We start from the raw sequence: 17,600 nt of genomic DNA, 5'->3' as shown, positions 1-17,600 counted from the left end.
ATGGCTGTAGAAGTTGTAATGCCGAAGTTAGGTATGGCGATGAAAGAAGGTATTATTACGAGCTGGAATATTAAAGCAGGCGATAATGTAGCAAAAGGAGAACTAATTGCTAGTATTAATTCAGAAAAAATTGAAACGGAAATTGAAGCGCCAGCTGATGGTACGGTACTTGATATAGCTGTAAGTGAAGATGAAGGAGTGCCGCCTGGTACTGTAATTTGCTACATCGGTAAACCGAATGAAAAGGTAGAAATGCAGGAAAGCACACATGTTGTAGAAGAAAAAACATCTAATATAGAAGTACAAAATGTACAAAATCAAGAAGCAAATGGGAAAGAAGTATCGAAGCAAAGAATTAAAATTTCACCTGTAGCCAAGAAAATTGCAAAGTCTGAAAATCTGGATATCAAGGCATTAGTTGGTACAGGTCCTGGCGGAAGGATTACAAAGGCAGATGTATTAAAAGCACTTGAGGTAAGAGGAATCGTTCCGGAAATATCTGAACAAGAAGAAAGTAACGTGATTCCTGTTACTGGTATGCGTAAAGCGATCGCAAATCGTATGCACGCAAGCTTAAAAAATAGCGCACAATTAACGTTAACGATGAAAGTAGATGTAACAGATTTAGTTGCTTTACATAAAGAAATAGCGAAAGTTGTACAAAAAAGATATGATAATAAATTAACCATTACGGATTTTGTCTCGCGTGCTGCTGTATTAGCACTTGGAGAGCATAAAGAAATGAACAGCGCTTATATAGATGATGCAATTCATCAATTTGAACATGTGCATTTAGGCATGGCAGTCGCATTAGAAAAAGGGTTAATCGTTCCAGCTATTCGCTTTGCAAATAATTTATCTTTAGTAGAATTGTCTAAAGAGATTAAGAATGTGGCACAAAAGGCGCGAGCAGGTAGCTTAAGTAGTGATGATATGCACGGAACGACATTTACAATTAGTAATTTAGGTAGCTTTGGTATTGAATATTTCACACCTGTACTAAATACACCTGAGACTGGCATTTTAGGTATTGGCGCAATTGAACATGTTCCTGTATATAAAGGGAAAAAATTAAAAAAAGGTAGTATGTTACCTTTAAGTTTAACATTCGATCATCGTGTACTAGACGGTGCACCAGCAGCTGCATTTTTACGCACAATTAAACATTATTTAGAAGAACCTATAACAATTCTTTTATAAAGAGAAGGTGAGAGAATGAGTAAACTAGTTGTAATGGGAGGCGGACCAGCTGGATATGTAGCGGCAATTACCGCGGCTCAAAATGGCAAAGGTGTCACTCTTATTGATGAAGCTGAACTTGGCGGAACGTGTTTAAATGTTGGTTGTATGCCTACGAAGTCACTGTTAGAAAGTGCTGAAATACATGACATTGTGAGAAAAGCGAATGATTATGGAGTTACGCTTAATACAGGAAGTATATCAATTGATTGGGATCAAATACAGGCGAGAAAATCACAAATCGTAATGCAACTCGTCCAAGGAATACAATATTTAATGAAGAAAAATAAAATTAAAGTTGTAAAAGGAAAAGCGAAATTCGAAACGGATCATCGTGTGCGAGTTGTACAAGGAAATAAAGAAGAAGTAGTTGATGGAGAGAGCTTTATTATCGCATCTGGTTCCGAACCTACAGAATTACCATTCGCTCCGTTCGATGGAAAATGGATTTTAAATAGTAGCCATGCCATGTCTCTTGAGAGTGTACCATCTTCATTGTTAATCGTTGGCGGTGGTGTAATAGGATGTGAGTTTGCAAGTATTTATAGTAGACTTGGCACAAAAGTATCGATAGTTGAAATGGCACCGCAATTACTACCTGGTGAAGATGAAGATATCGCGAATATTTTAAGAGAGAAATTAGAAAAAGATGGTGTGAAAATTTTTACGGGAGCAGTTTTAAAAGGATTAAATAACTATAAGAAGCAAGCTTCATTTGAGTACGAGGGAATTACTCACGAAGTAACTCCAGAATTTGTTCTTGTTTCTGTAGGAAGAAAACCACGAGTGCAACAATTAGGATTAGAAAAGGCAGGGGTTCAGTTTTCAAATAAAGGGATTTCTGTGAATGAACATATGCAAACGAACGTATCGCATATTTACGCAGCTGGTGATGTAATCGGTGGAATTCAGCTTGCTCACGTTGCCTTCCATGAAGGAACGACAGCAGCATTACACGCAAGTGGAGAAGACGTGAAAGTAAATTATCACGCTGTGCCTCGATGTATATACACAGCTCCAGAAATAGCTAGTGTCGGGTTAAGTGAAAAAGGTGCAAGAGAACAATATGGTGATATTCTCATCGGAGAATTTCCTTTTACAGCGAACGGAAAAGCTCTTATTTTAGGAGAACAAGTAGGGAAAGTAAAAGTCATTGTGGAACCTAAATACCAAGAAATTGTAGGGATTTCTATTATCGGTCCTTATGCAACTGAACTTATTGGTCAAGGAACCGTAATGATTCATACAGAAGTTACCGCTGATATAATGAGAGATTATATTGCAGCACATCCAACTTTATCTGAGGCGATTCATGAAGCGTTAATGCAAGCGGTAGGACATGCTGTACATGCTTAAATGGAAATATGATAAACCACTATTCTCTAAACGAAAGAGAGAATAGTGGTTTGAATTTTTATAGAAGAAATTAAATATCTTATTACTATTTAATTTCAATCGCTGAAGTAATATCGTTCCAATCAGCAGCTAAATTAGCAGTTTTACCGTACCAATCAGCATGTTTAAATAAAACGCCTTTTCCATATCCTTGTGTTGAAGTGTGCTCCCAAAGTGTCGTTGAATAACTTGCAGAAGGTGACGCTGTACTTACAGAAGAAATTCTGTCATTCCAGCTAGATGGTAAGTTTTTAAAGCCGCTACTCCAGTAAATATATTGGCCACCTTTATCTTTATGTTCATAAAAATCAGTACTACCAGCACCGCTACCTAAAGGATTAATTTTATTTTTAATTGCTTTTTTATCCTTTTCAATATACGCATCTAATGTTTCACGGCTAGTAAAACCATAAGCTAGCCAATCTCCATTTTCATTTTGCTCTGGTAATACCATAGTAATTTGGATATCTTTCTTATCCTGATCACTTAATTTTGCAAATGAATTAACATTTTGTTCATCCACTTTTAAATAATCAAATGACTTAATTGTGTTACTTTTTTCTTCAGCACTTACCGCACCTAGTCCTCCAGTTAGTGCAAAACCCGCTACTAATGTCCCTGCTACTAATTTCTTCAACATATAACCATCCCTTTTTGTTTGAATTTTTGTACAGGTGAATCTTGTACAGCTAAAATGTATTCTAATTTTATACTTTTGTAAATATTCTGAAGTTTTAGAAATAATAGGCGGAATATTTACATTTTTACATTATTTCTTTAGAAAAAATGGTTATTGGAATGATATAATAAGTGGATGTATTGCTTTTACTGGATGTAAAGATATTTTAGGAGAGGTGTCATTGAAATATTTTACAAGAGAATGGTATAAAAAAATGCAAGTTTTAGAATTTGTAAGTTTTATAGAGTCTATAAAAGAATGGGCGGAAATGGATATACAAAGTTTAAAGGAAGAAATAGAGGAAAGGAAAATAGATTTATTAAAATTCCTTCCTGAATCGATATACTCAATTATACAAAACATCACAATTAATTCAGAATATCCATTAGGTGAACTGAAAAAACGTATGCAAGAGTGGACAACAGATTATGAGAAAAGAATGGCACAATTAGATCAATCATACGTAGAATATTTTAATTCCATTGAGAAAAAACTTCCGTCAAATGTCGCTCAGTTACACAAGACATCACTACACGATAGTGTAATTAAAGTAATAAAGAGAGAATCAGAAGATACTTTGTCTATCGTATTAGATTGCAGTGGTACTTTTAGTGAATTTGATAAACTTGAAGTAACCTTTATAGGAGTAACAAATTGTTCTATGCCGGAAAACTTTGAAAATGCTTGGTGGTTATATCATGAAATAGCTATTACTGAAGATGGTTTTGAACTAGGTGTTTTATTTGACTGTCCATTTAGAGAAGTGACGATTTGTGCGACAGATGTATTACTTGTGAATAAATAATTTTTTATGGAGCATTACAAACGTTTGACATAATAAAAAAATAAAGTTATTGTAGATACATGAAGTCTACAATAGGGGCTGTACTATGAAATATTCTAAAGCTACAAATTATGCTCTTCATACAATACTTTTTCTGGCAAAGGCTACACCAAATAAGTTAGTTAGTGTTCACCAATTAGCAGAAATGCAAAATGTTTCACCAACGTACTTGTCTAAAATACTAACTAAGTTGACGAAGGAAGGGATGATACATTCATCATCTGGTCCAAAGGGCGGTTACTCGCTTAGTAAGAATTGGGAAGATATTTCATTTTTAGATATTATACATGCAATTGAAGGTAAAACATCATTGTTTGAATGTTGTTTACATGACAAACCTGGATGTTTAATTAATGAAGTAATGCTTGCAGCAGAAGAGAAAATGGAAGAAGAGTTACGAAATCAAAAAATCGTAGATCTTGCGAAAAAAATAAAAGTGGATTTTTAATCTGCTTTTATTTTTAAATTAATTAAGGATAAAAAGACTCTTTGATATCTTTAATTTTAGTTAGAAAATGATATGAAGAAGGAGAGAAGATGATGACTAAATTTTGGAATGATCGATATAAATCAGATGAATATTTTTACGGTAAAGAACCTAATACATTTATTAAAGAACAAGCATTTCGTTTAGCAAATCACAATAAAGTAATAGCTTTCGCGGAGGGAGAAGGTAGAAATGCTGTATTTCTAGCAAGACAAGGGAACGAAGTAACAGCTATTGATTATTCGGAAGATGGATTAGAGAAGACAAAAAAATTGGCAGAGAAGCATAACGTAAACGTGCATACAAAAAAAGTAGATTTATTGGCTGATAGTTTGGCAGAAAATGAATATGATGCAGCAATTATGGTATTTGGACATTTTCATGATGATTATAAAAAAATGATATTAGGTAAAATGATACAAACGATAAAGCCTGGTGGTTTAATTATGTTTGAAGTTTACTCAAAAAAACAAATAAACTATGGTACTGGTGGACCAAAAGATGTTGATATGCTGTATGATCCAATTGATATCCTTACTTGGTGTGAAGAACATAAGGTAATTCATTTCTTTAATGGCGAACAAGAGCGAATTGAAGGGAAAGGGCACACTGGTTTAGCTGATGTTATTCAAGTTGTTATTAGAAAATGAATATAAGTGTTAATGAAAGTTAAATGTATGAATGTAAAAGACCAGTCATGTAAGACTGGTCTTTCTATTTAGATACTAAATTATCAAGCTTCCAATATGTATCTGTTAACGGCGCTGCTTTGCTATCTATGTATAAATACATATTATTTAAATCTTTTGGTGAAGTTTTCAGTTCAAATACAACGTCAGTAGTTAAAGAGAACTCGTGTGGAACATTTTTATAGTGCTCGTCATCTATCGGATGAGCTTCACCTTCATATTTCTCACCAGTTTTTTCATCTTGTATGAAATATTTTATTTCCGAAAGATCAATAGTTTGTCCATCGTCTCGAACATTATTAATCATAACACGAGTAGTAAGGCGCCGCTCTTTGTCTATTTTTTCAAACTTTGCATTCTCAACTGTCGCTCTATAGTATTCGTTTTTAACTATTTCTCCATAGTGCATTGCATTCTTTTCGAGAGCGCTCTTTTCTTGTTTTGATGTAGTATTGCTATTACATCCTGTTAATATTCCAGTAAATAATAATGCTGTACATGTCGTTTTGATTAATGATTTCATAGTAATCCCTTTCTGTATTAAAAAGTAAAACATAGGAATAATTTTACATCAATAGGAAGGTAAATGGAAGTGTTTTTGCGTAATATACAGATATACATTTATTTGGTTGTCAAGTTAACAGGATAGAAAGAGGGAGAAGACTGTATAAAACGGAATAAATAAGAATTGAAAATATTGTAAAACGGAAGAGGCATGCATATAATTAAAATAAAGTTTAAGTTTCTGAACCTTCAATAACGGTGGTGATAACATGTTTACTGAAGAACGTCGAGAGAAAATTTTAGAACGACTTAATACAGATGGAAGAGTAATAGCAAAGGATCTTGCGGAAAGATTTGATATGTCTATTGATTCTATAAGAAGAGATTTGTCTATTATGGAAAAGGATGGTTTATTAAAAAGAACGCACGGAGGTGCAATTGAACTTACGCGAGTGAGAAACTTAGCTGCGGAACCAACTAAACGTTATAGTGATAGCTCAATATATGAGGACACAATTGCAAGAGTTGCGGTATCTTATATACAAGAAGGTGATTCAATTTTTATTGGCGGGGCTCCCGTTCATAATGCGATGCTGAAATATTTACCGGAAGTATCATTTACGGTTATTACGAATTCTATAGAAATAGCTGGTTATCTACGAGAATATAAGAATATTGATACGTATTTAATTGGCGGAAAAGTAAAACCTTCAGGGAATATTACTGATACACTTGCCTCTGAATTGATAAGTAGATTTTCTATTGACCTTTATTTCTCCACAGGTGGAGGCATTTCATTACAAGGTATTAGTACTGCAACACCTGAAGTTGCTTATTTTAGTAAAAGAGTAAGTGAAATTGCTAGAAGAAATATTTGTTTAGTTCCGCATAATAAACTTGGAATAGATTGTTTTATAAGAGGAGAGTCTCTAAAAGAAATTGACATTATTATAACTGACGAAGAGGCTAGTAAAGAAACTGTTCAGGACTTTGAGAAACAAGGTAAACAAGTTGTAATAGCACCATTATATTCATTTGAAAGGAGTTTGACATGATTGTAAAAGAGCAAGAGTTTTATATAAATGGATTAACTTATACAATTCGTTCTGCAGCTGAGAAAGATGCTGAGCAGTTATCGAAAATTAGAGTTCAGATTGATGGAGAAACTGAAAATATGGATAGAGATGCTGGAGAGGGATTTATAGATGACCTAGGGTTTCAAAAAATAATAAAAACAGATAGTGAAGAGACTAAGAATCTCTTTTTAGTTGCAGAAGTGCACAATCGAATCGTTGGATTTTCAAGATGTGAAGGATCAAATTTTAAGAGATTATCTCATAAAGTGGAGTTTGGCGTTTGCATTTTAAAAGAGTTTTGGGGATATAGAATGGGGAAGAGCCTATTACAACAATCTATTAAATGGGCTGACGAAAATGCAGTAAATAAAATATCTTTACAAGTATTAGAGACAAACGAGAAAGCTATTCATCTGTATAAAAAATTAGGTTTTGAAGTAGAAGGCATTTTGAAAAATGACAAAAGACTATCGGATGGAAAGTATTATAATACGGTATTGATGGGAAGATTTACTAATACTTTTCATGAAAGAGGTGAAGAAGTATGTTTTACAGAAGGAAGTACTATGTAGTGAAAAATGAAATTCATAGAAGTATTTAATGATCATTTCAATAATACGAACTTACCTAATCAATTAAAGCATGGTTCTAGGCTAATAGGACGCTGGATGAAAGATAATAAGAATGGTACGTCTGAAGTATTTGCCATATGGGAATATGATAGTTATGAACAGTATAATGAAATAGAATCGAAAATTAGAAGTGACGAGAGGCATATTAAAGGAATACATGAATGGTATGAAAACCATGGCGGGAAAGAATATGTTTTACAGGAGTACATAGTAGAGATGAAAAATGAAGAGTTAGTATGTACTGTAAAGTAACAGAGGGGTGAGGGATAATAGAAATTAAAACAAAATTATATTTTAGTTTAGCATCCGCTATTTTATTTGCAATAGCCGTGATTGTTTTCTTTATAAATGGTAATCCACAAAAGTGGTTTTGGTTATGTATTTTGTTTGCGTCCATTATACAAAATATAGTGCTACTAAAAAAGAATAAAGAAGTGCATTAGGATATTCAAATTATTAACATATTTGTGTCGTATTGCTAGTTGTATTAAAAACGCTTTTATTCAGTTTTATAATAAAAGTATGTTTTATAAATCTCCAAAACAATTAAAAGGGAGATGATACAATGTTAGCTTCACCGTTTTACTTACATGCATGGAAAAAGTTTGTTAATGAAGGTGTTCTTGATTCAAATCGCATAAATCAAAGAATTTCAGAATCGTGGCATCGATGTAAACAGGCTAATGTTAATCCTCACATGAATAAAGGTCAGAAAGTTTTGTCTTCTAATATTTTTCGAGAACAAAAGAAAAAGAGTGAAATTTTCCTTGATATAGCATTACCCCAAATACAAAATTTGAGAAAAACCATTGATGAACTACAAATGATGGCATTATTAATCGATCCAGATGGTTATGTTCTATCCTTAAGTGGAAATAAACAAACGTTAAAGCGAGCGAAACATATTAATTTTATTGAAGGTGTAAAATGGACGGAAGCAGCTGTGGGGACAAACGCAATAGGAACAGCGCTAGAAATTGAAGAAGCTATTATGATAAGTGGTACTGAACATTACTCCGTGGCATCTCATAGCTGGAGTTGTGCGGCTGCTCCCATTCATAACGATGACGGGAAATTAATTGGTATTCTAGATTTCTCCTGTCCAATTGAATTTTCACATCCATATATGCTCGGTATGGTAACTTCAATTGCACATGCGATTGAACGTGAATGTAGCATAAGAGTTCATCAAAATGAATTACACTTAATCCATCGTTTTTTAGATGTCATTGATAGTGATGAACAAGTAGTTATTTGTAATCATCGTGATGTTATCGTTTCTGCGAGTAAGAGCGTTCGGGAACGAGTAACTAATTGGTCAAGAATGAAACTTGAAGATTTAGTGCACCATGGATTGGAAACTAAATTAGAGATACCGGTATATAGTAATGAAAGAATGATCGGGAAATGTATGTATTTAAAGGAAAACAAACAAATGAATACATATTCTGCTTTCACATTTATAAAAGGAATTACTTTTCCAGGAGTTACCGGGACAAGCAAAGCATTTCAACACACACTAGAAGAAATTAAGCTTGTTTCACCGACTGATGTTAGTGTGTATGTATGTGGTGAGACAGGAGTAGGGAAGGAATATGTCGCGAGAGCGATTCATGAAAATAGTCCAAGAAAAGACGGGCCCTTTATAGCTGTTAACTGCGGTTCTTTGCCTAAAGAATTAATAGAAAGTGAATTGTTCGGTTATGCTGAAGGTGCATTTACAGGTGCGCGACGTCAAGGATATAAAGGGAAATTTGAACAAGCGAATGGAGGAACATTATTTTTAGATGAAATTGGTGAAGTACCACCAGAGATGCAAGTAGCATTATTGCGTGTTTTACAAGAACGTACAATAACTCCAATAGGAAGTTCAAAAGAGGTACCAGTAAATATTCGTATTATTACTGCCACACATAAAGATTTACTACGGTTAGTAGAAGAAGGGAAATTCCGTCAAGATTTATATTATCGTTTGCACGTTTATCCGTTATATGTTCCATCGTTAATAGAAAGAAAAGAGGATATCCCATATTTTATACAACACTTTTGCGAACAGAAGAATTGGAATGTTGTATTTCCGAAGAGTATTTGCAATCAATTTTTACAACATACATGGCCCGGAAATATTCGAGAACTAGTAAATGCATTAGAACGCATTTACATTTTGTCGCAAGGACGGGAAATATGCGAAAAACAAGTCGCTCTTTTGATACAAACAATGATGGGAAATCAACAACAACTTGAGTTACAAGTTGAAAATAAAACCGAACATACATTGAATTTTCGCGAAAAAATACAGCGTGATAGCATGATTGAAGCATTACAAAAGACAAACGGAAATGTTTCGTTAGCCGCAAAACTGTTAAATGTTCCTCGAAGTACATTTTATAAACGAATGCAGAAATATAAGCTATAAAGTAGATTTTTGTAATCTACTTTTTCTTTGTGGGCTCATGTTCTGTCGGAATGTGCGCTTACCGGGGAAATAATAGAATTGTTAGAAAATAATTCCCGGAAGGGGGACTTATGTGAAGTATATTGAAATTGGCTTCGGAAATAGGTGGTTCGTTCGAACAGAAACCGAAAATAAAGATGGAACTGAATTTGAAGAACGAGGAATTATAAAACCTATTTATTTTGAGTCACTATATGTACGAATGTGGTTTCGGAAAACGTGTTTAATTTTTGATACGAAAGAAGGATTTAAAAAGATTAAGAAGAAGAGGATTGAATATAAATTTATAGTTGGAATTGTAAGCAGACTGGATAAAGAAGAAGTGGGCTAACATGCGTAGTTATATTGGACAGGAAATTCTTTTGACTTATATCAAATTCATGAAAAGCACATTTACTAAATATAAATTGTTAATAAAACCACTAAAAATTATTATCAAGACCTAAAAGCTAAAAATCCTAAAAAAATAAAGGTGAGCGCATATTATACATGACTAATATGTACTCACCTTTATTTTATTGTTCAATTAAAGGGCCAGATTGTTGAGGAAACAGGAATAATAAGAATACTCAAAATATTGTTTGTGAAGTGTTACACTTAAACTAACGGGCTGTTTAGCTTAAGTACATTTTTTCACAAATTTAAATGGGGAAATTTCCCCATTTTTTATACCAGCTTAACGTTGATTCGGGAATATTGAACTTCGCTACCTGCTAATTGAATTCTACTTCATCTGGAGACCTTTAAATTAAAATGCTTCCTTTCTTCTGACAGACTTATTAAATTTCGAAAACAATCAATTCAATCATCTTTTCGTATAGAAAAACTTATTAAGAAACATGCACTAGAAAAAATATAAATCATATATAGGAGATATCCCGTTTGAATGCTTGAGGAGGATATTATGAAACCTATGTTACCTAGTGAAAAATATTTCGGTAATTTAGAACTAGTTTATGCATTTTATGGGGCTATGCCTACAGGTGTTACTGTTTCAGAAACCGGTCGTATTTTCATTTGCTTTCCGAAATGGGGAGACGATGTTAAATTTACGGTGGCGGAAATTTTTGAGGATAAATTGCAGCCTTATCCTAATTTACAAACCAATTTGGCTAACCCCGAGAATATCCCAATGACTTTCATCAGTGTCCAAAGTGTAGTTGCTGATGGAAGGGGAACGCTTTGGATATTAGATACAGCGGCACCCAATTTTTCTGAACCTATTAAAGGGGGAGCAAAATTAGTCGCTGTTGATTTAGAAACCAATACAATAAGAAAAGTATATACCTTTACAGAAGATGTTGTCCTGCCTACAACTTATCTGAATGATGTCCGTTTTGATTTTCGTGTTGGAAAAGCAGGTTATGCCTATATAACGGATTCTTCTTCGAGAGGACCAGGAGCTATTATCGTCGTAGATTTATCAAATGGAAACGCGTTTAGACGGTTAAATGGAGCAAATTCAACTTCACCCGATCCCTATTTTTTACCGAAAGTAGAAGGTCAAATTTTAATGAATCGAAACAAAGACGGTTCAACTTCTCCATTTAGGTTGGCGTCTGATAGTCTTGCGATTTCTCCCGATGGAAAGATATTATTTTTTGCTCCACTAACCAGTCGGCATTTGTTCTCGATCTCAACAGAAGCCCTGAGAAACAGAACGATACCGGACATGAATTTACCTTATCATGTGGAGTATTGGGGAGAAAAAGGTGCGTCTGATGGAATGATCACTGATGCAAAGGGAACTGTTTATGCTGGAGATTATGAAAACAACAGTATCCGTAAGATATTGCCAAATGGCATAATGGAAACTATCGCACATGATCCGAGAATTTTGTGGCCGGATACTTTTTCAATTGGTCCGGATCAATATTTGTATGTCATTGTGAACCAATTACATCGACAGCCTAGATTTCATTATGGAAAAGACTTACGACAGAAACCTTATAGTTTACTTCGTATCAAAATTGATGAATTTCCTGCTCCGACCTTTTCATAATAAAAATAGTCAATTAATTGTTTTCATTGATAGAAAATGATCAAACTTTTTTATAAAACCAAAACATAAACCTGCTGGATAAGAATCCATTTTGATCAATCTTTTTCAAAATGGATTCTTTTTATTTACCATAGAATACGGGTTAACACGATATTTTTAATCAAACTTTATTTTAAAATTACGAAGAAACTCATGAATGTTTTAAAAAATATGGTGAAGTAGTAATACCCGAACTTATGAGTGAAATTAATGAAAAGTTAAAATGGGATGTTGTTAGTTATGTAGATCATAAGGAGTATGCTTTATGACCACTACTAAAATATTTTAAAAAGATAATTAAACAAGATTCACAAGAATGGAAAACGCGAGGTTTAGAACTGTATAAATTATCTAGTGTAGCAGATATAAAGGGGAGTAATTTTCTTATCCTTTCTATATAGAAATTGCTATTGTTATTATTATACAATAGGTGTCAGAAAATACAGTTGTTTATTATTGGAGTGGGAGAGAATTATATGTCGATGTCGCTATATTATAAAAAAATCCGTGAGCAATTAGGCCATGAACTAATTCTAATACCGAGTGTAGCTGCCGTTATAAAGAATGGGCAGGGAGATATTTTGTTTCAATATCCTGGCGGGGAATACTGGAGTTTGCCAGCTGGAGCAATTGAGCCTGGAGAAACTCCAGAAGAAGCGGTAGTTCGTGAAGTGTGGGAAGAAACAGGATTGAAAGTACGAGTAAAAAAACAAAAAGGGGTATTTGGAGAGGAAAGGTTCCGTCATATATATCCGAATGGCGATCAAGTAGAATATATTGTTGTTGTGTTTGAATGTGAAATTACTAGTGGAAAACTGAAATCGATAGATGGTGAATCTTTAAAACTACAATATTTCTCATTTTCTGAAAAGCCTACTTTAGCGCTACCATACCCAGATAATATATTTTTATAGATGTAAAATAACACACCTTACTTATTGACGGTGTGTTATTTATATAACCCGGTCGTATACATCTCCGTTAACGTATACACAATTTCCTCTAAGTTAATCTTTTTATCATTTTGCGTAATAGTCCAAAGAAACGATTCATTCATCGCGAACCAACCGCGTGCTACAATCTCTTTATTTAAATTAGGTTGTGCTAATCCACTTTCTTGAGAGTAAGTAATATCCTGTTTAATACTTGTTATAAAACGTTCCCGAATCTCATCCCATTTTTGCCGTATTTCTCTTGATAATCCTATCGCTTCCTCTACAACTTGCAAAATAGCGCGTTCTGCATCTGCTAATTGCAGGAATGCTCTAACTTGATTTTGGATCATTATACGTGCTTCCTCTTTTGTTTGTGGAGAAAAAGAGCGCTCAGCAATATTATAAAATTGATTCATAACATCTTCCATTAAACTAATTAGGAGATCATCTTTGTTTTTGAAGTATACATATGCTGTTCCATAACCAGTTTCTGCATGTTTAATAATTTGTGTAATTGTCGTTTTTTGAAATCCATTATTTATAAAAATAGTGTAACCAGAGTGTAATAGTTTCTTCTTCGTTTCTAAGGAGCGGTGTTTTCTTGATGAAAGAGTAGAGTTTTTCAAAGAATCACCTCTTTATACTGAAATATCTGAAAATATAACTGTATTGTAAAAGAAGTTCATATATAAAGTCAACTGACATAATATCATTGACGTTGTATCAATTAAGGTGATATATTTCAATTAGTTAGAATAAAAAGAAAATTAAGAGAAGGTGACACCATGTATAAAGAACCATTTCAACCAACTTATGAGTATGCGCTTGAATGTGATAAACATGATGAACTGAAAGATTTTCAAACTGAATTCTATAAAAAAGAAGGTACTATATATTTAGATGGAAACTCATTAGGGCTACTTTCAAAAAGAGCAGAGAAATCATTACTTACGTTGCTAGATTCGTGGAAAGAGTATGGCATTGACGGCTGGACAGAAGGTGAGCACCCGTGGTTTTTCCTTTCAGAGAAATTAGGTAAACTTACAGCCCCTCTTATTGGTGCTTTACCGGAAGAAACTATTGTAACCGGTTCTACAACTACAAATATACACCAAGTTATTGCGACGTTTTACGAACCAAAAGGAATACGTACAAAAATACTTGCGGATGAATTAACTTTCCCATCAGATATTTATGCACTTCAAAGTCAAATTCGTTTAAAAGGATTAGATCCAGAGGAGCATTTAGTAAGAGTGAAAAGCCGAGATGGTAGAACACTTTCTGAAGAAGATATTATCCATACGATGGAAGATGATATCGCTTTAATTTTATTACCTTCTGTTTTATATAGAAGTGGTCAAATTCTTGATATGAAACGTTTAACAACGGAAGCTCATAAACGCGGCATTCACATTGGATTTGATTTATGCCATTCAATAGGATCTATTCCGCATCATTTCAAAGATTGGGATGTCGATTTTGCTGTTTGGTGCAATTATAAATATTTAAATGCAGGACCGGGTGGCGTTGCAGGAATTTATGTGAATAATAAACATTTTAATAGACTACCAGGGTTGTCTGGATGGTTTAGTTCTAGAAAAGATAAGCAGTTTGATATGGAGCATACATTAACAGCTGCTGATCATGCAGGTGCTTATCAAATTGGTACACCGCACGTTTTAAGTACAGCACCATTAATTGGTTCACTTGAAATTTTCAAAGATGCTGGTATTGAACGTTTACGTGAAAAATCTTTACATATTACGAGATACATGCTGAATTTAATTGGACATGAATTAAAAGGTTTCGAATTTACAATTGGAAATCCATTAGAGGATGAAAAACGAGGCGGGCACATTTATTTAGAGCATGCAGAAGCAGCACGTATATGTAAAGCACTAAAAGCAAATGGAGTAATTCCAGATTTTAGAGCGCCAAATGGGGTGAGACTTGCGCCGGTCGCTTTATATAACACATACGAAGAAGTGTGGAAATCTGTACAAATATTAAAGAAAATTATGAAAAATGAAGAGTATAAGCAGTTTGAAAATAAGCGAGAGGTTGTGGCATAAATATGAAAACATCAGAGTGGATTGATATTTCACAACCGCTAAATAATAATATTGCAACGTGGCCAGGAGACACACCGTTCTCGTATGAAGTTTCATGGTCAAAAGAAGAAAGTGGCTCAGTAAATGTCGGAAAGTTAACGATGAGTATTCATACAGGCACTCATATTGATGCACCATTTCATTTTGATAATGATGGAAAGAAAGTATTGGATTTAGATGTTCAAGTTTATGTTGGCCCAGCACGGATTATTGACGTTTCTAATCTTGAAAGCATCGGGAAAAAGGAATTAGAAAGCTTTCATTTAGAAGGTGTAGAACGATTATTATTACGTACATCTTCACATGGAAAAGCTGAAGAATTTCCAGAGGTGATCCCTCATTTACGTGCAGACATAGCGTCGTTTCTTTCAGAGAAAGGTATTCGTTTAATCGGAGTAGATGTACCATCAGTTGATCCGCTAGATGATAAAGAATTAGCAGCGCATCATCAATTATTTAAACATGGAATTCATATTTTAGAAAATGTCGTACTAGATCATGTAGCAGACGGTGATTATGAACTTATTGCATTACCACTTGCATTAACTGATGCAGATGGAAGTCCAGTTCGAGCCGTTATTAGACCAATATAAGTAGAATCATATAAAAGGGGCGTTTGGCTAATATGAAAGAAAATGAAAAAGTAATTATGGAAAAAGGGATTCATACGGATTTTAAAGAGAATATGACGTATGGGGAGTATTTACAATTAGATAGTTTACTATCTTCTCAAAAAAGATTATCGGACCATCATGATGAAATGTTATTTATCGTTATTCACCAAGCAAGTGAGCTTTGGATGAAGCTCATTTTACATGAGCTAAATGCGGCGATTGAATCTATTAAACAAGATAAATTACAACCAGCTTTTAAAATGTTAGCACGTGTATCAAAAATTCAGTCTCAAATTATTCAATCTTGGGATATTCTTGCGACATTAACACCATCAGAATATATTGAGTTTCGTGATTCACTCGGTCAAGCTTCAGGTTTTCAATCGTATCAATATCGTATGATTGAGTATGCACTTGGCTATAAAACGCCACACGCATTAAAAATTTATGAAAAGGATCCAGAATTACATGCACGACTTCATAAAGCGCTACATGCACCAAGTCTATATGATGTCGCGATTCAAGCATTAGTAAAAGAAGGATTCCCTATTCATAAAGATGTGTTAAACCGTGATATTACGCAGCCTTATGAAGAAGATGCAACAGTAGAAGCAGCATGGTTGGAAGTGTATGCGGATGTGAAAAAATATTGGAATTTATATCAGCTTGCTGAAAAATTGATTGATATTGAAGACTGGCTACAACAATGGCGTTTCCGTCATATGAAAACAGTAGAAAGAATTATTGGACATAAAATGGGTACAGGTGGATCCTCCGGTGTTTCTTATTTAAAGCGAGTACTTGATCAACAATTCTTCCCAGAGCTTTGGAATGTTCGTACGAAATTATAAAAATAAAACTGTCAGTTCATTATGGCTGACAGGTTTATTTTTATTTGAACACAATTATGTTTAAAATGAAGGAACAAGATATAATAAATGGAGTAACTATTTAAATGGAGGTAAAGTTTTTGGATTTCAAGCAACTAGAAAATAAATTCGAAAAGAAAAAAGTGAATACATTTCTTGTTTATCAAAAAGGGGAATTAACAACGGAGTATTATAAAACACCCGAATGTGCAAATAACTTATATAAAATAAATTCGATTACAAAAAGTATCGTATCTTTATTAATTGGTATTGCAATTGATAAGGGCTATATAAATGATATACATACATCAATTACAGAGTGGATTGAAAATGTACCTGGGGAAAAACATGATTTAACGCTATATCACTTATTAACAATGACTACTGGTGAGGACTGGAAAGAGTTTGGGAATGGAGTAGTATTCCCAAATGACTTTGTAGAATCAGAGAACTGGGTACAGTACATATTAGAAAAGCCAATAATTGAAGAACCTGCTACAAAAATGAATTATAATTCAGGTTCTTCTCATTTACTGAGCTATATTATTCAAGAAGCTACTGGAATGTCGACAGAGCGGTTTGCAAAGAAATATTTATTTGATCCATTAAAAATTAACGAATACGAGTGGCAACAAGATCCGCAGGGTATATATGTAGGTGGCTTCGGTATGAAAATGAAATCTACCGATTTATTAAAATTAGGAAAATTATGTTTGCAAAATGGATATTGGAATGAAAAAGAAATTGTATCAGCGAAATGGTTAAAAGAGTCAAGTAGGGCGCAATTTGAAACATATGAACATGTCGGCGCATATGGATATCACTGGTGGGTATTACATAACGAAAGATTTCACATACCGTATTGTATATATTTCGCTATGGGATACGGCGGACAATACATCGTTATCATTCCTCAATTAGAAGTAGTATCTATTATAAGTAGTCATATGCCAAAACGTGGGCTCGTTCCGTTAAAATTATTTATTGAGCATGTACAGGGAAATTCTAATTATATATAAGAAAAGGAGGG

At 33.8% G+C, this 17,600-nt stretch carries 18 protein-coding genes and 1 pseudogene; 16 read left to right on the top strand and 3 right to left on the bottom strand.

What is annotated here, in order from left to right:
• Both C3Y97_RS13455 and lpdA read left to right on the top strand, forming a co-directional pair.
• Nucleotides 1-1,200 (top strand): dihydrolipoamide acetyltransferase family protein, encoded by a 1,200-nt coding sequence (locus C3Y97_RS13455; protein WP_000257773.1) that lies wholly within the window; start codon nt 1-3, stop codon nt 1,198-1,200.
• 15 nt (nt 1,201-1,215) lie between these two features.
• Nucleotides 1,216-2,595, top strand: a complete 1,380-nt coding sequence (lpdA, locus tag C3Y97_RS13450) for a dihydrolipoyl dehydrogenase (protein ID WP_000041232.1) — start codon at nt 1,216-1,218, stop codon at nt 2,593-2,595.
• Nucleotides 2,596-2,680: 85 nt separating this feature from the next.
• Here the strand turns inward: lpdA and C3Y97_RS13445 are convergent, their stop codons facing one another.
• Nucleotides 2,681-3,274 (bottom strand): hypothetical protein, encoded by a 594-nt coding sequence (locus C3Y97_RS13445; protein ID WP_000914434.1) that lies wholly within the window; start codon nt 3,272-3,274, stop codon nt 2,681-2,683.
• A gap of 220 nt (nt 3,275-3,494) precedes the next feature.
• Here C3Y97_RS13445 and C3Y97_RS13440 point away from each other — a divergent pair, with 220 nt between their 5' ends.
• The 3 genes from C3Y97_RS13440 (at nt 3,495) to C3Y97_RS13430 (ending at nt 5,294) form a co-directional block, all read left to right on the top strand.
• Entirely contained in the window at nt 3,495-4,118 is a 624-nt protein-coding gene (locus C3Y97_RS13440) for a DUF4085 domain-containing protein (RefSeq protein ID WP_136363454.1), read from the top strand.
• Nucleotides 4,119-4,203: 85 nt separating this feature from the next.
• Nucleotides 4,204-4,605, top strand: a complete 402-nt coding sequence (locus C3Y97_RS13435) for an Rrf2 family transcriptional regulator (protein WP_000877642.1) — start codon at nt 4,204-4,206, stop codon at nt 4,603-4,605.
• 89 nt (nt 4,606-4,694) lie between these two features.
• A complete protein-coding gene (locus C3Y97_RS13430; RefSeq protein ID WP_002204770.1) occupies nt 4,695-5,294 on the top strand; it encodes a class I SAM-dependent methyltransferase in 600 nt (199 codons plus the stop codon).
• A gap of 64 nt (nt 5,295-5,358) precedes the next feature.
• On the opposite strand, the gene C3Y97_RS13425 is transcribed toward C3Y97_RS13430, so the two are convergent.
• Nucleotides 5,359-5,856 carry a hypothetical protein gene (locus C3Y97_RS13425; RefSeq protein WP_000838466.1) on the bottom strand — a complete coding sequence of 166 codons (498 nt, stop codon included), beginning with the start codon at nt 5,854-5,856 and terminating at the stop codon, nt 5,359-5,361.
• Nucleotides 5,857-6,106: 250 nt separating this feature from the next.
• On the opposite strand from C3Y97_RS13425, the gene C3Y97_RS13420 reads away from it, so the two are divergent.
• The 7 genes and pseudogenes from C3Y97_RS13420 (at nt 6,107) to C3Y97_RS13385 (ending at nt 12,955) form a co-directional block, all read left to right on the top strand.
• Entirely contained in the window at nt 6,107-6,892 is a 786-nt protein-coding gene (locus C3Y97_RS13420) for a DeoR/GlpR family DNA-binding transcription regulator (RefSeq protein ID WP_000493652.1), read from the top strand.
• The gene (locus C3Y97_RS13415; protein WP_000635680.1) at nt 6,889-7,485 is read left to right on the top strand and encodes a GNAT family N-acetyltransferase; all 597 of its coding nucleotides are present in this window, start codon (nt 6,889-6,891) and stop codon (nt 7,483-7,485) included. The genes C3Y97_RS13420 and C3Y97_RS13415 overlap by 4 nt, the downstream gene beginning before the upstream one ends.
• Nucleotides 7,458-7,797 (top strand): annotated as a pseudogene (locus C3Y97_RS13410) (NIPSNAP family protein). The gene C3Y97_RS13415 and the pseudogene C3Y97_RS13410 overlap by 28 nt, the downstream one beginning before the upstream one ends.
• A 313-nt stretch (nt 7,798-8,110) precedes the next feature.
• On the top strand, nt 8,111-9,961 hold the full coding sequence (locus C3Y97_RS13405; protein ID WP_136363453.1) for a sigma-54-dependent Fis family transcriptional regulator: 1,851 nt from the start codon (nt 8,111-8,113) through the stop codon (nt 9,959-9,961).
• A 112-nt stretch (nt 9,962-10,073) separates the two neighbouring features.
• Entirely contained in the window at nt 10,074-10,331 is a 258-nt protein-coding gene (locus C3Y97_RS13400; RefSeq protein WP_136363452.1) for a DUF3977 family protein, read from the top strand.
• A gap of 573 nt (nt 10,332-10,904) precedes the next feature.
• Nucleotides 10,905-12,002 (top strand): L-dopachrome tautomerase-related protein, encoded by a 1,098-nt coding sequence (locus C3Y97_RS13395; RefSeq protein WP_000803865.1) that lies wholly within the window; start codon nt 10,905-10,907, stop codon nt 12,000-12,002.
• A gap of 515 nt (nt 12,003-12,517) precedes the next feature.
• Complete coding sequence (locus C3Y97_RS13385; RefSeq protein WP_136363451.1) at nt 12,518-12,955, top strand: NUDIX hydrolase; 438 nt, start codon at nt 12,518-12,520, stop codon at nt 12,953-12,955.
• Nucleotides 12,956-12,990: 35 nt separating this feature from the next.
• Here C3Y97_RS13385 and C3Y97_RS13380 read toward each other — a convergent pair whose 3' ends face one another.
• The gene (locus C3Y97_RS13380; RefSeq protein WP_000798536.1) at nt 12,991-13,602 is read right to left on the bottom strand and encodes a TetR/AcrR family transcriptional regulator; all 612 of its coding nucleotides are present in this window, start codon (nt 13,600-13,602) and stop codon (nt 12,991-12,993) included.
• A gap of 159 nt (nt 13,603-13,761) precedes the next feature.
• Here C3Y97_RS13380 and kynU point away from each other — a divergent pair, with 159 nt between their 5' ends.
• The 4 genes from kynU (at nt 13,762) to C3Y97_RS13360 (ending at nt 17,589) form a co-directional block, all read left to right on the top strand.
• Complete coding sequence (gene kynU, locus C3Y97_RS13375; protein ID WP_075677120.1) at nt 13,762-15,048, top strand: kynureninase; 1,287 nt, start codon at nt 13,762-13,764, stop codon at nt 15,046-15,048.
• 2 nt (nt 15,049-15,050) lie between these two features.
• Nucleotides 15,051-15,680 (top strand): arylformamidase, encoded by a 630-nt coding sequence (gene kynB, locus C3Y97_RS13370; RefSeq protein WP_000858074.1) that lies wholly within the window; start codon nt 15,051-15,053, stop codon nt 15,678-15,680.
• Nucleotides 15,681-15,712: 32 nt separating this feature from the next.
• Complete coding sequence (kynA, locus tag C3Y97_RS13365) at nt 15,713-16,552, top strand: tryptophan 2,3-dioxygenase (RefSeq protein ID WP_000661957.1); 840 nt, start codon at nt 15,713-15,715, stop codon at nt 16,550-16,552.
• A gap of 119 nt (nt 16,553-16,671) precedes the next feature.
• Nucleotides 16,672-17,589 (top strand): serine hydrolase domain-containing protein, encoded by a 918-nt coding sequence (locus C3Y97_RS13360; RefSeq protein ID WP_000346251.1) that lies wholly within the window; start codon nt 16,672-16,674, stop codon nt 17,587-17,589.
• Nucleotides 17,590-17,600: the final 11 nt, after the last annotated feature.

Origin of the sequence: Bacillus sp. DU-106 (genome assembly GCF_004799705.1) — a bacterium.
Taxonomy (GTDB): Bacteria; Bacillota; Bacilli; order Bacillales; family Bacillaceae_G; genus Bacillus_A; species Bacillus_A cereus.
Note: the sequence above shows the minus strand (reverse complement) of the source record. Positions and strands in the feature narration are given on the sequence as shown.

What these genes read in the sequence shown, in the direction of transcription:
- C3Y97_RS13455 (WP_000257773.1), top strand. Translation starts at nt 1, where the DNA reads ATGGCTGTAGAAGTTGTAATGCCGAAGTTAGGTATGGCGATGAAAGAA.
- lpdA (WP_000041232.1), top strand. Translation starts at nt 1,216, where the DNA reads ATGAGTAAACTAGTTGTAATGGGAGGCGGACCAGCTGGATATGTAGCG.
- C3Y97_RS13445 (WP_000914434.1), bottom strand. Translation starts at nt 3,274, where the DNA reads ATGTTGAAGAAATTAGTAGCAGGGACATTAGTAGCGGGTTTTGCACTA.
- C3Y97_RS13435 (WP_000877642.1), top strand. Translation starts at nt 4,204, where the DNA reads ATGAAATATTCTAAAGCTACAAATTATGCTCTTCATACAATACTTTTT.
- C3Y97_RS13430 (WP_002204770.1), top strand. Translation starts at nt 4,695, where the DNA reads ATGATGACTAAATTTTGGAATGATCGATATAAATCAGATGAATATTTT.
- C3Y97_RS13425 (WP_000838466.1), bottom strand. Translation starts at nt 5,856, where the DNA reads ATGAAATCATTAATCAAAACGACATGTACAGCATTATTATTTACTGGA.
- C3Y97_RS13420 (WP_000493652.1), top strand. Translation starts at nt 6,107, where the DNA reads ATGTTTACTGAAGAACGTCGAGAGAAAATTTTAGAACGACTTAATACA.
- C3Y97_RS13415 (WP_000635680.1), top strand. Translation starts at nt 6,889, where the DNA reads ATGATTGTAAAAGAGCAAGAGTTTTATATAAATGGATTAACTTATACA.
- C3Y97_RS13405 (WP_136363453.1), top strand. Translation starts at nt 8,111, where the DNA reads ATGTTAGCTTCACCGTTTTACTTACATGCATGGAAAAAGTTTGTTAAT.
- C3Y97_RS13395 (WP_000803865.1), top strand. Translation starts at nt 10,905, where the DNA reads ATGAAACCTATGTTACCTAGTGAAAAATATTTCGGTAATTTAGAACTA.
- C3Y97_RS13385 (WP_136363451.1), top strand. Translation starts at nt 12,518, where the DNA reads ATGTCGATGTCGCTATATTATAAAAAAATCCGTGAGCAATTAGGCCAT.
- kynU (WP_075677120.1), top strand. Translation starts at nt 13,762, where the DNA reads ATGTATAAAGAACCATTTCAACCAACTTATGAGTATGCGCTTGAATGT.
- kynB (WP_000858074.1), top strand. Translation starts at nt 15,051, where the DNA reads ATGAAAACATCAGAGTGGATTGATATTTCACAACCGCTAAATAATAAT.
- kynA (WP_000661957.1), top strand. Translation starts at nt 15,713, where the DNA reads ATGAAAGAAAATGAAAAAGTAATTATGGAAAAAGGGATTCATACGGAT.